This is a genomic window from Salegentibacter profundi, from assembly GCF_054121475.1.
Genome location: NZ_JBSYGG010000004.1, coordinates 168,405 through 182,968, shown reverse-complemented (window position 1 = coordinate 182,968; position 14,564 = coordinate 168,405). Strand labels below are relative to the sequence as shown.

Annotated in this window: 11 protein-coding genes; 4 read left to right on the top strand and 7 right to left on the bottom strand. The window is 43.8% G+C overall.

Annotated features, from left to right (window positions below; translation table 11 throughout):
• Positions 1-11 precede the first annotated feature (11 nt).
• From ACW6NC_RS07590 to ACW6NC_RS07575, 4 genes are all read right to left on the bottom strand, one after another.
• Positions 12-2,414 (bottom strand): glycoside hydrolase family 65 protein, encoded by a 2,403-nt coding sequence (locus tag ACW6NC_RS07590; RefSeq protein WP_457864927.1) that lies wholly within the window; start codon positions 2,412-2,414, stop codon positions 12-14.
• On the bottom strand, positions 2,411-3,967 hold the full coding sequence (gene otsB / locus ACW6NC_RS07585) for a trehalose-phosphatase (protein ID WP_457864925.1): 1,557 nt from the start codon (positions 3,965-3,967) through the stop codon (positions 2,411-2,413). The genes ACW6NC_RS07590 and otsB overlap by 4 nt, the downstream gene beginning before the upstream one ends.
• A 247-nt stretch (positions 3,968-4,214) precedes the next feature.
• Positions 4,215-5,849, bottom strand: coding sequence for a M1 family metallopeptidase (locus tag ACW6NC_RS07580; protein WP_457864923.1), 1,635 nt, complete (start codon positions 5,847-5,849; stop codon positions 4,215-4,217).
• A gap of 19 nt (positions 5,850-5,868) precedes the next feature.
• Positions 5,869-7,497, bottom strand: coding sequence for an acyl-CoA carboxylase subunit beta (locus tag ACW6NC_RS07575; protein WP_457864921.1), 1,629 nt, complete (start codon positions 7,495-7,497; stop codon positions 5,869-5,871).
• 156 nt (positions 7,498-7,653) lie between these two features.
• On the opposite strand from ACW6NC_RS07575, the gene ACW6NC_RS07570 reads away from it, so the two are divergent.
• From ACW6NC_RS07570 to ettA, 3 genes are all read left to right on the top strand, one after another.
• Entirely contained in the window at positions 7,654-7,833 is a 180-nt protein-coding gene (locus ACW6NC_RS07570; RefSeq protein ID WP_457864919.1) for a CAL67264 family membrane protein, read from the top strand.
• Positions 7,834-7,835: 2 nt separating this feature from the next.
• Positions 7,836-8,321, top strand: a complete 486-nt coding sequence (locus ACW6NC_RS07565; RefSeq protein WP_457864917.1) for a DinB family protein — start codon at positions 7,836-7,838, stop codon at positions 8,319-8,321.
• Between the two features lie 79 nt (positions 8,322-8,400).
• Positions 8,401-10,092 carry an energy-dependent translational throttle protein EttA gene (gene ettA, locus ACW6NC_RS07560; RefSeq protein ID WP_457864916.1) on the top strand — a complete coding sequence of 564 codons (1,692 nt, stop codon included), beginning with the start codon at positions 8,401-8,403 and terminating at the stop codon, positions 10,090-10,092.
• A 60-nt stretch (positions 10,093-10,152) separates the two neighbouring features.
• On the opposite strand, the gene ACW6NC_RS07555 is transcribed toward ettA, so the two are convergent.
• Both ACW6NC_RS07555 and ACW6NC_RS07550 read right to left on the bottom strand, forming a co-directional pair.
• Positions 10,153-10,395 carry a DUF1456 family protein gene (locus tag ACW6NC_RS07555; protein ID WP_457864914.1) on the bottom strand — a complete coding sequence of 81 codons (243 nt, stop codon included), beginning with the start codon at positions 10,393-10,395 and terminating at the stop codon, positions 10,153-10,155.
• A gap of 24 nt (positions 10,396-10,419) precedes the next feature.
• Positions 10,420-11,715: a DUF2254 domain-containing protein gene (locus tag ACW6NC_RS07550; protein ID WP_457864913.1), complete on the bottom strand. Its 1,296-nt coding sequence runs from the start codon at positions 11,713-11,715 to the stop codon at positions 10,420-10,422.
• Between the two features lie 183 nt (positions 11,716-11,898).
• Between ACW6NC_RS07550 and ACW6NC_RS07545 the strand changes: the two genes are divergently transcribed.
• Positions 11,899-12,342 carry an Hsp20/alpha crystallin family protein gene (locus tag ACW6NC_RS07545; protein ID WP_457864911.1) on the top strand — a complete coding sequence of 148 codons (444 nt, stop codon included), beginning with the start codon at positions 11,899-11,901 and terminating at the stop codon, positions 12,340-12,342.
• Positions 12,343-12,510: 168 nt separating this feature from the next.
• Here the strand turns inward: ACW6NC_RS07545 and uvrB are convergent, their stop codons facing one another.
• Positions 12,511-14,514, bottom strand: a complete 2,004-nt coding sequence (gene uvrB / locus ACW6NC_RS07540; RefSeq protein WP_457864909.1) for an excinuclease ABC subunit UvrB — start codon at positions 14,512-14,514, stop codon at positions 12,511-12,513.
• Between the last annotated feature and the right edge of the window lie 50 nt (positions 14,515-14,564).

The window sequence follows — 14,564 nt, the reverse complement described above, 5'->3', positions numbered from 1 at the left end:
GCATTGATAGTTTATGATTGCGGGATCAGTGAAAATTCCCTTACTTCTCCAATTTTAAATTGATATACCTGGTCGAGTACCCCGATATTTACTTCATTGCTCCAGCCTTCTTCAAAGGATATCTTTAATTTTTTATGATTAACAGAGACATAGATCCAGTGCTTTTTATAATTGATGCGCATGGAAATCTTTTTGATACTTTCGGGGATTCTAGGGTTTATCCATAAGGCGTCATCACATACGGCAAGTCCCGCAAAATTTCGTTGTATAAGGTCCAGAGATCCAGCCATGGCTCCCAGGTGAATCCCCTCCGGAGTTGTTCCTCCCTGGATGTCCTCGAAATCACTGATGATCAGGGTTTCAAAATTTTTCCAGGCTTTTGCCTTATCATACTTTGACTGGATCCATGAAAACACCAACCGGCTAAGGGTAGATCCATGAGAGGTGCGCTCACTGTAAAATTCAATGTTCTTATGAATCATCTCCGGGGTAAACTCATAGCCCAGGTTTTCAAGAATATTTTTTAATTCATCCTGGGTGAACAGGTAAAAAAGCATCAGGACATCAGCCTGTTTACTGGCCTTATAATTATTGGGACTATCTTCTTCCTTTTCCAGGATCCTGTCAAGACGCTGGATATTCCCGTATTTATCCTGGTATTCCTTCCAGGGGAACTCCTGCAACTTCTCATATCCCTCGAATTGATTGATTATCTGTTCTTCGATAAAAGGCACATACATTCTTTTACTGATGTCCTGCCATAAAGATAATTCGGCATCATCGATGTCCAGGACTCGGAGCAGTTCTCGTTTTCTGCTTTTTTCAATGAGTTCAAGGATGTGCAGAGCTTTTTGAAGTACCCAGGCTGCCATGATGTTTGTGTAGGCATTGTTTTTAAGACCTTGTTCTTTTGAATCGGGATAGGAGGTGTGATACTCATCGGGTCCAACAACCCCATGGATCTCGTATCGTTCCCGCTCCTTATTATAGGTGACTTTACTTGACCAGAATAAAGCGATACTAAGGAAGAGTTCAGCTCCGAAATAGGAAAGAAAGAGCTTGTCATCGGTAGCTACAAAATAATTCCAGATATTAAAGGCAATTGCCGAATTCACATGGCGTTGCAGATGCGTCTGGTCCGGGATCCAGTTTCCCGATTCCGGATTCAAATGTAAAACCTGGCTTTCTTCTCTTCCGTTGCTTCCACTTTGCCAGGGAAACATTGCCCCCCGGTAACCTTCCTGGGTGGCGGCATGACGTGCTTCATCCAATCTGTAATAACGATACATCAATAAACTTCTGGTAATTTCAGGAAACCTCAGGTTGAGAAACGGATAAATATAAAGTTCATCCCAAAAAATATGACCTCTGTAGGCCTCCCCGTGCAAGCCTCTTGAGGGAACCCCTACATCAAGGCTCATGGTATTGGGGGAAATGGTCTGCAGGCTATGAAAAATATGCAGCCGGGTTAATTGCTGAATTTTTTTACTACCAATAATGCCTATGTCAAACCGGTGCCACAAAAACCTATAGACCTCCTTTTGTCTATAAAGCATTTCTCTGAACCTTCCTATCCGTTTAATATCCTTACAGGCTTCAATCGATGGCGCTGCGATAGCTCTGTCACGGTTGGTATAAATGGCCACGATCTTTTCCACTACGTATTTTTGCCCCTCTTTTGCCGGAAAGCGAAATACCTGTTCTATATAGCCCTCTTTTTGTGTAGGACTACTTTGGGTTTTCACCAATTTTGGCCCGGCATAGATCCGGGTTCTGGCCGCCTGGGCCATGGCGATTTTCGATTGGTTTGTCTGTACCTGTAATAGCATGCTGTTCTCATCGATAACCTCGCTGTTGATAGGTTCTAAATGGTGCTTTTCGAGTTCACGGTACCGCGCTACGTTATCGTTGACCACCGTACCGTCCAGGGCGCTGCGAATTTCTATATTTCCACTCCAGTTCAGGGGTGTTATTTGCCATTGGATACCGGCAAGATGCAGGTCTCTCATGCTAACCAGGCGGCTACTGACAATGGAAGTTATTCGGCCCTTGGGATCTTTTATTTTGAAAATTCGTTCCAGGCTGCCTTTTTTCATCTCCAGGACTTGCTGGTACTCAATAATTTCTACTTTTTCAAGGTCTAACCATTCTCCGCCCTGAGGCCGGAAACTAAGGCATAGCCAGTTTGGGAAATTAACCAGATCCTCATTTTCAATATCCCTTCCTGCAATATTTGTTTTGGCCCGATTGTAACCTCCAGCCAGGTAGGTTCCCGGGTAATTGAATTGGTCATTGGAATTTTCCTCAGCGGCGCCACGGGTACCCATATAACCGTTACCTAAAGTACAAAGGGCCTCTCTGAGTTTCTGCTGTTCAGGCTTCCAGTCATTATAGGATATTCGAAATGCTGTCATAATTCATTTTTTTCTTCCTCCTGGGTTAAGCGATCTTTTAATTGCTGAAGAAACCTGGTTACTTCTGCTGTACTGCCAAGAGCCAAAGATGCTGCAGTCTTCTCCCCATGGGTGCCGACCAGAATTCCAATCCCATCCTCCTGAAGGGCCTCAAAACCATCTTCATCCGTAATATCATCACCTATATATATCCGGAAATACGCTTTGCTATTCCAGTCCATTTTTTGGGTTAGCCAATCCAGGGCATAGCCTTTATTCCAGTCAATATTGGGTTTGAGTTCCAGGATTTTCTTTCCGCTGCCCGTTTTCAAAATATCCTGACGATCTGCTTCCTTATGCACTGCATCTTTTACCTTTTGAACCTCCCTGGGGTTTACATTCCTGTAATGATTGGCAATGGCGAATTTTTTTCTTTCGATGTTTACCCCCTCAATACCTCTTAGCCGCTCTTTGAGTCGTTTTTCAGCTTCATCGAGGGCCTGTGAAACCTCATTTTCCGACTGGTGTACCATTTCCAGGCCATCAGGCCCTGTAATATCAAAACCATGGCTCCCGGCATGAATCACAGTGCCTATTTGCACTTTTGATTTTAGATCCTGAAGGTCACGCCCACTGATGATCGCTACAGGGGTGATCCTGGAGAGCTCGGTAATTACCTTGCGGTTATCATCGGGCAATTGGGCAGCATCAGGATCGGAAATTATTGGGGTTAATGTACCATCATAATCAAGAAAAATGATCGTCTTTCTGTTGCCTATTCTTTTAAATAGTGTCTCCATAGTTTCCAGGGCATCGGGAAGTGAGTCGGGATCTTTTTTATCAGGTGCAAATAGTGCCGTGAGTTTTTTTACTACGATATCTGCTCCGGCCTCCTTTAGCGATTTCCTGTTACCATTTCTTGCCACACCAATCACACCGGCAAAGCTTGCTTTTTTTCCTGCCTGTATTCCCTGGATGGCATCTTCTATAATGATGGTTTCTTCAGGCCTTACACCCAGATCATGAGCTGCCTTTAAGAATATGTCAGGTTCCGGCTTGCCTTTTAAAGCCTCTTCTTTTAAGGTATTGCCATCGATCCTTACCTCAAATTTTTCTTCAAGACCAGTTTTTTCCAGGATGTATTTACAGTTGCGGCTGGAAGAGATTACGGCAAGCCTGATATTTTGCTTTTTCCACCTTTCAATCATTTTCGCGGCATCATCATAAACCTGCACCCCATCTTTTTGTATAACCTCCCGAAAGATCTGGTTCTTTCTTTTTCCAAGGCCGTGAACGCTAGTGCGCTCCGGGGGATCATCAGGGGTCCCTTCCGGAATGTCGATATGACGTGACTTTAGGAAAGTACGGATCCCGTCAAGGCGTGGGATCCCATCAATGTATTTGCTGTAGTCATTCTTGATGTCCAGGGGCTGGAAATTAGCTCCTTCTTTTTCGGCTAAAAATTCATCAAACATTTTTTTCCAGGCCCTGGCATGAACTTTTGCAGTTTGGGTAATTACTCCATCCATGTCTAAAATTACGGCGCTAAACTTCAGATTTTTAATTCCTGACATTTTTTGATTTAGTTTTATGGATCAATTGACGAGGTGGTTTTTAGGAAGGACTACCTAAAATACCCTTAATTTAAGGTACTAATAATTTCCAGAACATATAGGGAATCTTAGAGGATTAGAATAAATTTAACGAGCAAGGGGGCATTGATTTGCAGTGGAATAACGGAAAATGATACCTGGCTTTGAAACAAAAAAAACCTGCAGATTTATTAAAAATGCAGGTCGGTCTTAGGCTTAGTATTTTCTCTTATTCCATGAAAGCGGCATCTATGTAAAATTCAAGCTCGTTTACCTTAATATCATCCAGATCTTCAATATCTGGATCCAAATACTGCCAGTTTTCGCTTGGGAAGATCCTTTTTTCCGAGTCTTTAATAAGAATGTCTACCGGCATTTCAAAGCTATCCACATCGGCCTGCCAGCGATAGGCGATTTTTCCATTTTCCTCTTTAAACTGAAGTTGAGGTAATTTAGAATACCTTAAGTATTGATCAAAAACCGGCTGGAGATCTACCTCCACGGTCTGGTCAAAAAATGCTTCGGTCTGCTCGGTATCTATAGTCTGGTGTTTGTAGGTTTGAGTGTATTCTTTCAGGGTTTTCCACCAGAGCTTATCATCGTCATAAATACTCCTTAGGGTATTTAGTAAATTGGCTCCCTTAGGATACATATCCCCGGAACCTTCGCTGTTGACCCCGTAATCCCCAATGATCGGTTTGGAGTTTCCAATGCCACGCCTTGTCCCTTTAAGGTACTCCAGAGCCTGCTTTTTGCCCCAGCGACATTCAATATACACGGCTTCGGAATAGGAAGTGAAACCCTCGTGGATCCACATATCGGCAATATCGTTGGCCGTGATACTGTTGCCATACCATTCGTGCCCCGATTCATGGATAATGATGAAATCCCACTTCAAACCTATTCCGGTTCCCGAGAGATCATTGCCCAGGTAGCCCATCATATATTGGTTTCCATAGGCCACGGCGCTTTGGTGTTCCATGCCTAAATAGGGCGTTTCCACTAGCTTAAAGCCGTCTTCCACAAAAGGATACTCTCCGAACTTTTCATAGAAACAATCCATCATTGGTTTAACCTCTTTAAATTGTTTTTTGGCTTTTTCCAGGTTATAGGGTAATACATAATAGTCGAGTTGCAGGTCTTTATAGGAATCTGAGAAATGCACATAATTGGCAATATTGATCATTACGTTGTAGTTGTTGATGGGATTGACAGTTTTCCAGCTCCACCTGGTAAAACCGTCACCAAGATTCTTTTTACCAATAAACTGCCCATTGGATACATTCATTAATCCATTGGGTACTGCAATATCGAGCCGGACTCCTTCCGGTTCATCGCTTTGATGATCTTTATTGGGGTACCACAGGCTGGCACCGGTCCCCTGCACGGCTACCCCGATCCAGGGATTGCCATCCTTATCCTTATCCCATACAAAACCGCCATCCCAGGGGGCATTCTTGGCCACTACCGGATGTCCGGAATAATGGAATTCAATAGAGTCTAAAGCATTTTCCCTGACCGGATCTTCAAACTCCACAAAAACCGCGTTGTATTTTCTTGAATACGGAAGCTTATGACCCTGGTACATGATGGAATCTACCTTCATGTTTTCGAAGAGATCGATCTGAATTTCAGCCAAGTCTCTTTCTGCCCGGAAACTGATGGTATTCGAGCCCGAGATATACTTTTTTTGTGGTTCAACCCTGAGTTTAAGATGATATCGCTGGACATCATAAGCCCGTTCAGGACGAAGGGAGCCTCGAAGGCTATCTGCCTGGGTATATTTCCCTTCTTTGTTGCTCAGCACTTGTGCCGATAGGGAGGTGGTAAAAAGGGCCAAGGCAAGTAAGAATAAATTTTTCATAACAATTTTTAAAGCTTAATTAGGTTTGAATGACTCCCATATTAAAGTCCTTTTTAATCGGGGCGTGGTTGGCCGCTTCAATTCCCATAGCGATCCATTTCCGGGTATCCATGGGATCTATGACGGCATCGGTCCATAAGCGAGCCGCTGCATAATAAGGGGAGGTCTGGGCATCGTACCTGGATTTAATTTTGTTGAAAACCTCTTTCTCCTTTTCCTGATCTACTTTCTCGCCTTTTTTCTCCAGGGCAGCCGTTTCAATCTGGGCAAGGACTTTTGCGGCCTGGGTTCCCCCCATAACGGCAAGCTCGGCACTTGGCCAGGCCACAATCAACCTGGGATCATAGGCCTTTCCGCACATGGCATAATTACCAGCACCATAGGAATTCCCCATAATCACGGTAAATTTAGGTACTACCGAGTTGCTGACCGCATTGACCATCTTCGCTCCGTCTTTGATAATACCACCGTGTTCGCTTTTACTGCCCACCATAAATCCGGTAACATCCTGGAGAAAAACCAAAGGAATCTTTTTCTGATTACAATTGGCAATAAATCGGGTGGCTTTATCGGCCGAATCAGAATAGATCACACCACCAAACTGCATTTCTCCTTTTTTGGTCTTGACGATCTTGCGTTGATTGGCGACAATGCCTACAGCCCATCCATCAATTCTGGCATAGCCGGTAATGATGGTTTGTCCGTACCCGGCCTTATACTCTTCAAATTCCGAACCATCTACCAGGCGTTTTATGATTTCCATCGCATCGTACTGATCGCTGCGTTTCTTGGGAAGGATCCCATAGATCTCTTCAGGTTTCTCCTTTGGCTTTACCGCTTTTTTATGGCTGAAGCCCGCCTTGTCGAAATCCCCCATCTTATCCATAATATTTTTAATCCGGGTCAGGGCATCCTTGTCGTCCTTAGCTTTATAGTCGGTAACCCCGCTTATTTCGGAATGTGTAGTAGCTCCGCCCAGGGTTTCGTTATCCACGCTTTCCCCGATAGCCGCTTTGACCAGGTAGCTTCCGGCCAGGAAGATACTTCCGGTTTTCTCCACGATAAGAGCTTCGTCGCTCATAATAGGTAAATAGGCACCACCTGCTACACAGCTACCCATCACCGCAGCGATCTGGGTAATTCCCATAGCGCTCATTACCGCGTTATTTCTGAAGATTCTCCCGAAATGTTCTTTATCGGGAAATATTTCATCCTGCATGGGCAGGTAAACCCCGGCACTATCGACAAGGTAAATTATTGGAAGGCGATTCTCTATGGCGATCTCCTGCGCACGAAGGTTCTTTTTTCCGGTAATGGGGAACCAGGCTCCTGCTTTTACCGTGGCATCATTGGCCACGATAATACATTGCTTTTTGGAGATATACCCGATTTTTACAACCACTCCTCCCGAAGGGCAGCCGCCGTGTTCCTCATACATTCCATCTCCTGCCAATGCCCCTATTTCAATAGAATTTTCAGGATCATCCAACAGGAAATCTATCCGTTCCCTGGCAGTCATTTTTCCCTTGGCATGGTGCTTCTCGATGCGTTTTTCTCCACCTCCAAGCTTGGTACGTTTAAGTTTATGGTTTAAGGAAGAAACCAGAAGTTTATTATGGTCCTCATTCTTATTAAAAGTCATATTCATATTATCTTTTTTTCTGAAGTAAATGGATTATTCCTTAGTAAAATTTCAGATTTTATTTTAAATCCAGGCCCTATTTTGGCTAAAATACAAAATAGGTGGTATTTTTAAATGCTAAATTATATTCAAAAACCCGATATTTGTAGTAAAGAATATATTATGGGAATGAATAAAAATACCATCTTCGGATGGGCGTCCTTCATTATGTTTATCATCGGGACGGCCCTGGTATTACTTGGGGTGCTTAAATATTTGGAATACGCCATCGGTTTCTCGGTGGTAGGGATAGGATTTTTTGCCATTTCCTGGGTTTTTAACGCGCTAAAAGGAAGGGTTTAAATTTGGAATCAAGTCAGTTTCGAAAACAACTCGTGGATCACCTTCTTGGAGGCGGAGCATTCTTGCCCATTGATGAACAGATCGATAGGGTCCCCTTTGAAAGCTTAGGGGTGCGACCGGCCGGGTTACCATATTCCTTTTATGAACTCTTCTTTCACATAAGGATTGCTCAGAAGGATATAATGGACTTTTGTATGGCCGGCAGTTATCAGACTCCCAAATGGCCTGAAGCTTACTGGCCTGATTCACCGGCTCCTAAAAGCAGCCATGCCTGGGAGGCTCTCAAATCTGATTATCTAAAGGAACGTCAAGAGTTCATTAGGTTCATTGAGGATCAAACCAATGCGCTGTTATTGCCTGTTAAGCATGCTGAAGATCAAATTTTGCTGCATGAGGTAATGCTTGTGATAACACATACGGCTTACCATCTGGGCCAACTTGTGATCATTTCAAGACTGCTGGGTGTTTATTCAGCCAAGAACCCCTAAATTTCTGAGTTAATTTTATGATATTTGCAGGGTATCAGGAATTAAGTTTTTAAGGGTCAAAATATTAAAAAAGAGAAATATGTCAGACGATAAAAAAGTGATTTTTTCCATGTCTGGAGTGACTAAAACGTATAAAAATGCGAACACTCCGGTATTGAAAAATATATATTTAAGTTTCTTCTACGGTGCAAAAATCGGAATTCTGGGTCTTAACGGCTCTGGAAAATCCACCTTGTTGCGCATCATTGCCGGAGAAGACAAAAATTACCAGGGAGACGTGGTATTCTCCCCGGGATACTCCGTGGGATACCTGGAACAGGAACCTAAACTCGATGAGGATAAGACCGTTCTAGAGGTGGTCAAGGAAGGGGTAGCTGAAACCGTGGAGGTCCTTGATGAATATAATAAGATCAATGATATGTTTGGTCTGCCTGAGGTGTACGAGGATGCAGATAAGATGCAAAAACTTATGGATAAGCAGGCTGCGCTTCAGGATAGGATTGATGCCAGCAATGCCTGGGAACTCGATACCAAACTTGAAATTGCCATGGATGCCCTGCGTACCCCGGAACCCGATAAGCCTATTAGTGTGCTTTCAGGAGGGGAGCGAAGAAGAGTAGCTTTATGCCGGCTTTTACTTCAGGAACCCGATATTCTGCTGTTAGATGAACCTACCAACCACCTGGACGCCGAATCGGTTCACTGGTTGGAACATCACCTGGCCCAATATAAAGGTACGGTCATCGCCGTGACACACGATAGGTATTTTCTTGATAATGTGGCAGGTTGGATACTGGAACTGGATAGGGGAGAGGGAATCCCCTGGAAAGGAAACTATTCTTCCTGGTTGGATCAGAAATCAAAACGCATGGCCCAGGAGCAAAAACAGGCGAGCAAACGTCAGAAAACACTGGAACGCGAATTAGAGTGGGCCAAGATGAATCCCAAGGGAAGGCAAGCTAAGCAAAAAGCCAGGCTTAATAATTACGATAAACTCCTTAGCCAGGATCAAAAACAGGTCGATGAGAAACTGGAGATATACATTCCAAACGGACCCCGTCTCGGTACCAATGTGATCGAGGCAAAAGGCGTGAGCAAAGCTTTTGGGGACAAACTCCTCTATGAGGATCTGAATTTCAAATTACCCCAGGCGGGAATTGTGGGGATTATCGGGCCTAACGGCGCAGGTAAAACCACGATCTTCAAAATGATCATGGGAGAGGAACAACCAGATAAGGGAAGTTTTGAAGTAGGTGAGACTGCCAAGATCGCCTATGTAGATCAGGCTCATTCCAATATAGACCCGGAAAAAACAATCTGGCAAAACTTTAGCGATGAGCAGGAACTTGTTATGATGGGTGGCCGCCAGGTGAACTCCAGGGCTTATTTAAGCAGGTTCAACTTTAGCGGAAGCGAACAGAATAAAAAGGTTAACATGTTATCGGGCGGGGAACGGAACCGACTGCATCTGGCAATGACCCTGAAAGAGGAAGGTAACGTGTTGTTGCTCGATGAGCCTACCAATGACCTGGATGTCAATACCCTTCGTGCTTTGGAAGAAGGTCTGGAGAATTTCGCAGGATGTGCCGTGGTCATCTCTCACGACAGGTGGTTCCTGGATAGGGTTTGTACCCATATCCTGGCCTTTGAAGGTGATTCACAGGTTTATTTCTTTGAAGGAAGCTTCTCGGATTACGAAGAAAACAAAAAGAAGCGTTTAGGAGGTGATGTAATGCCTAAGCGAATTAAGTATAAAAAGCTGGTCCGATAAACCAGGCTTCTTTTAACTAATAACTAAAAGACCCCTTTCACCGAAAGGGGTCTTTGCTTTTTATTCCTGTTTCTTTTTGGGCATTGGCCCCCTAAGATGAATGATAAGGCCATTGAGAAAATTCCGAAGGAACTGGTCCCCACACTCCATATATTTAGGGTGATCCTCACTCCGGAAAATCGCACCGATTTCACTTTTAGTGACTTTAAAGTCCACGAGGGCACAAATTTTCACGATATCGTCATCGCGTAATTTATGAGCCACTCTTAATTTCTTGAAAATATCGTTATTTGTTAATCCCATTGGGCAAAAATAATCTTTCTTATTTCAGCGGTCAATATTCAAATGCAATTTTTCAGAAATTCTATTGAGAATCTCCTGGTCCTCGGGATTGGTGATTTCATTATAGGCATCTATAAGTAGCGCCCGGGCCTCCCGGTCTATGACCTTGTAATACCCGGAATCTATACTGTCCTGGGATTGCAAATACCGGAACATGACCCCGAGTTTCTGAACAATAATAATATCCTGTTTGCAATAGGTACGCAGGGATGCCATTACATTGTACATGAGTTCATCAAAACTTATCACATTTACCTTAATACGTTGATGTTTATCGGTGGTATGGACACTGAAATCGTTTTTTTGCATCCTCAGGGCCCAGAGTTCAGTGAGATAATCGATGGCATTCATTGCCGTTCCAGGATCATTGATCCCCGGGGACATTGCTTTAACAATGATTTCGGTTATCTGCTTAAATGCCAGGGCATAGTTTCTCGAGACCAGTTCTCCCCTGGAAAAAACAATCGCATCCCGGATCTGCTGAACTGATTCTTCATTTATTTTCCTGGATGTTTTGAGTAAAGGGATGCCTTTTAGCACGAAGACCCCCTTGACCGGGAGAATATGCAGGTCAATCTCTTCCTTGTCACATATGGTCTTGAGGTTCTCCAGGTTCAGGTGCTGAAAATATCCGCTTTTTTCGGCATAACATTCCTGCCAGTCTTTGCTGCTGGGAAAAGTTCGTGTGGTATCTGCCGGGTCCTCAATAAGGAATTTAAGCCTTTTCTTTGCCGACCTGTATATGCTATCCAGGATGTTATTAATCTGTATACTCTGTGAGATGGTATGGATGAAATAAATGAAGGCCCAAATGCAGATCACCGTAAAGATGATGCCCACTAATACCGAGAACCCCGGAACCTGGTAATCTTCCCCTTCAGGTTGGATGGAAACAGCGATAAATATGCAATAGAGTATGGTGGCCAGGTAGATCCCCAGAATGACCTGGTGTTTTTTATCGGAGATCAGCCCCGGCAATAGTCGGGGCGAATAATTGGTCGATGCCTGGTTGAGCAGGACCATCACCATGGAGAAGCTAAAGACCATCATCGAGATCAATCCGGTAATGCAGGCACTTAAAATAGTTAGTGCGGTATCTCCATCGTTGACCACCAGGCTCGGGATATTATTCATCAGGTATGCTGAAATACCTCGGTTTTCAGCATAAATCAAGAGGAAGGCTAATAAAAAGCCAATGAAAGCAAATAAACTAGGGTAAAAGGCGATCTTGCTTTTGATGGCATGAAAGGCCCCTAATAGATTCGCGGAAAGCTTTTTCATTAATCGGAAGTTTGCTCTAAGGTAGGTATTTCCAGAGATAAGAGGATAGTAAATCCAAATATATACGTCAAAAAGACAGTATAACTAACTTCAAATCAGACAAATAGTCATTATTTTTTTATTTGGACTTTAAATTGCTAATACTTTTAAAAAAATAAATGTTCAACTAAAAAATATACAGCTATGAGTTTAATTAAAAGAGATCAGACCAATTGGTTGCCCTCGGTTTTTGACGATATGTTTAAAACCGACTGGTTAGGAGGCACTACTAATGTAAACAGTATTGGTACAAGCATTCCCGCGGTAAATATCCAGGAAGATGAAGAGGCCTTTACCGTTGAGGTTGCTGCGCCTGGAAAGACCAAAGCCGACTTTAATATCGAGCTTGAAAATGATGTGCTGACCATTTCCTCAGAAGAGAAGAAGGAAAAGGAATCTTCAGAAAAAAATGGAAGATACACCAGAAGGGAATTTAGCTATAGCAATTTCAAGCGTGCCTTTAGTCTGCCAGAATCCGTTGACACAGAAAGAATCTCTGCTTCCTATAAAGATGGGGTTTTATTCATCGGGCTTCCTAAACGCGAAGAAGCTAAGGTTCAGGCTAAACGAATGATTGAGATCCAGTAATTAGGGAGTGCTCAAAAGTAAAAAACCTCACATCAACCCTGTGAGGTTTTTTTATATGTTGCCGGGCCACAGAGCCTAGGCGAAAAGGATCCGGTGGGTTCCTGGAACATGCAAAGAGTGCTTTTATGAGTTAAGGTATTTCCTGAGGTTTCGGGTAGCACCTTTGAATCAGGCCTTTTCCTTCGCTTTTTCCTGTAAGGCTTTTATCTGATCCCGTAATCTTGCAGCTTCCATAAAATCGAGATCTTTGGCAGCGGCTTCCATTGCCTTGCGATTCTCTTTTATTCTTTTGTCTATTTCTGCCTTGGAGAGCATTGCTAATTCCGCTTCTGCCACTTTAGAAGTAATCGGTTTTTCATGATCATAGACATCCAGCTTTTGTTTTATCAGCGCGCTGTCGATCTTTTTCACCAGCGGGGTAGGGGTGATATTATTTTCCTTGTTGTAGGCAATTTGCTTTTCACGACGGTAGGTAGTCTGGTCTATGGTCTTTTGCATACTGTCGGTAATCTTGTCCGCATAAAGAATCGCCTTACCCTCCACATGGCGGGCGGCACGCCCAATGGTCTGGGTCAGGGACCGGTTACTTCGCAGAAAACCTTCTTTATCCGCATCAATGACTGCAACCAGGGAAACCTCCGGGAGGTCCAGGCCTTCTCTAAGCAGGTTTACCCCAATGAGGACATCAAAAAGCCCCTTTCTAAGATCCTGCATTATTTCCACTCGTTCTAAGGTATCCACATCAGAGTGTATATACCTACAACGGATATTTATTCGGGTTAAATATTTGGTGAGTTCTTCGGCCATCCGCTTGGTAAGGGTAGTTACCAAAACGCGCTCATCTTTCTCTACTCTCACGTGAATTTCTTCGACCAGATCATCGATCTGGTTTAAACTCGGTCGGACCTCGATTACCGGGTCCAGCAAACCGGTTGGACGTATGACCTGTTCTACATAAACTCCTTCTGATTTTTGCAGCTCGTAATCAGCAGGCGTGGCGCTGACATAAACCACCTGGTTTTGCAGGGCTTCAAACTCTTCAAATTTCAATGGCCTGTTATCCATGGCCGCTGGCAGTCTGAACCCATAATCTACAAGGGTTTCTTTTCTTGAACGGTCCCCCCCGTACATCGCGTGCACCTGAGGGATGGTCACGTGGCTTTCGTCGACTACCATCAGGTAATCATCGGGGAAATAATCCAACAAACAGAAGGGGCGCGTTCCGGGCTGTCTGCCATCGAGATACCTGGAATAATTCTCTATCCCGGAGCAATACCCCAGTTCCCGGATCATCTCTAAGTCAAAATTGGTTCTTTCATCCAGTCGTTTGGCCTCCAGGTGTTTCCCGATATCCCGGAAGTAATCTACTTGTTTGACCAGGTCATCCTGGATCTGATGAATCGCGCCTTGTAGCACATCAGGGGAAGTCACAAACATATTGGCCGGATATATATTAAGCCGTTCATACTTCTCGATCACATCATTGGTGCCGGGATCAAAGGCTTCTATTTCCTCAATTTCATCCCCAAAAAAATGGATTCGAAAGGCGTTATCAGCATAACTTGGATAGACATCTACCGTATCCCCCTTTATCCTGAAATTTCCATGGGAAAATTCCGCTTCCGTGCGGGAATATAGACTCTGAACAAGCTGATGAAGTAACTTGGTCCGGGAGATGTTCATATCCCTTTCTATGGAAACCACGTTTTTACGGAATTCTACGGGATTTCCAATCCCATACAAACAGGAAACCGAAGCCACTACCAGCACATCCCTTCTGCCGCTTAAAAGGGAAGAAGTTGTACTAAGGCGAAGTTTCTCAATCTCCTCATTAATGGAAAGGTCCTTTTCTATATAAGTACCCGAAGACGGAATAAAGGCTTCGGGCTGGTAATAATCATAATAACTCACAAAATACTCCACCGCATTATTGGGGAAAAATTGCTTGAATTCGGAATAAAGCTGGGCAGCAAGTGTCTTATTGTGGGCAAGTACCAGGGTAGGTTTTTGAACCTCCTGGATCACATTAGCCATACTGAAGGTCTTCCCTGATCCGGTAACCCCCAGCAGGGTCTGGTAACGATCATTATTTCCAAGACCCTCTACAAGCTGACGTATGGCTTCGGGTTGGTCCCCGGTTGGTTTGTAATCAGATTCTAAATTAAATTTCATACAGTTTTTTTACTATGGCCCTTCCCACACAAGCAATTATCATACCTTTT

Bases quoted from the DNA above. Each gene is read 5' to 3' on its own strand.
- ACW6NC_RS07590 (WP_457864927.1), bottom strand. From the start codon at position 2,414: ATGACAGCATTTCGAATATCCTATAATGACTGGAAGCCTGAACAGCAG.
- otsB (WP_457864925.1), bottom strand. From the start codon at position 3,967: ATGTCAGGAATTAAAAATCTGAAGTTTAGCGCCGTAATTTTAGACATG.
- ACW6NC_RS07580 (WP_457864923.1), bottom strand. From the start codon at position 5,849: ATGAAAAATTTATTCTTACTTGCCTTGGCCCTTTTTACCACCTCCCTA.
- ACW6NC_RS07575 (WP_457864921.1), bottom strand. From the start codon at position 7,497: ATGAATATGACTTTTAATAAGAATGAGGACCATAATAAACTTCTGGTT.
- ACW6NC_RS07570 (WP_457864919.1), top strand. From the start codon at position 7,654: ATGGGAATGAATAAAAATACCATCTTCGGATGGGCGTCCTTCATTATG.
- ettA (WP_457864916.1), top strand. From the start codon at position 8,401: ATGTCAGACGATAAAAAAGTGATTTTTTCCATGTCTGGAGTGACTAAA.
- ACW6NC_RS07555 (WP_457864914.1), bottom strand. From the start codon at position 10,395: ATGGGATTAACAAATAACGATATTTTCAAGAAATTAAGAGTGGCTCAT.
- ACW6NC_RS07550 (WP_457864913.1), bottom strand. From the start codon at position 11,715: ATGAAAAAGCTTTCCGCGAATCTATTAGGGGCCTTTCATGCCATCAAA.
- ACW6NC_RS07545 (WP_457864911.1), top strand. From the start codon at position 11,899: ATGAGTTTAATTAAAAGAGATCAGACCAATTGGTTGCCCTCGGTTTTT.
- uvrB (WP_457864909.1), bottom strand. From the start codon at position 14,514: ATGAAATTTAATTTAGAATCTGATTACAAACCAACCGGGGACCAACCC.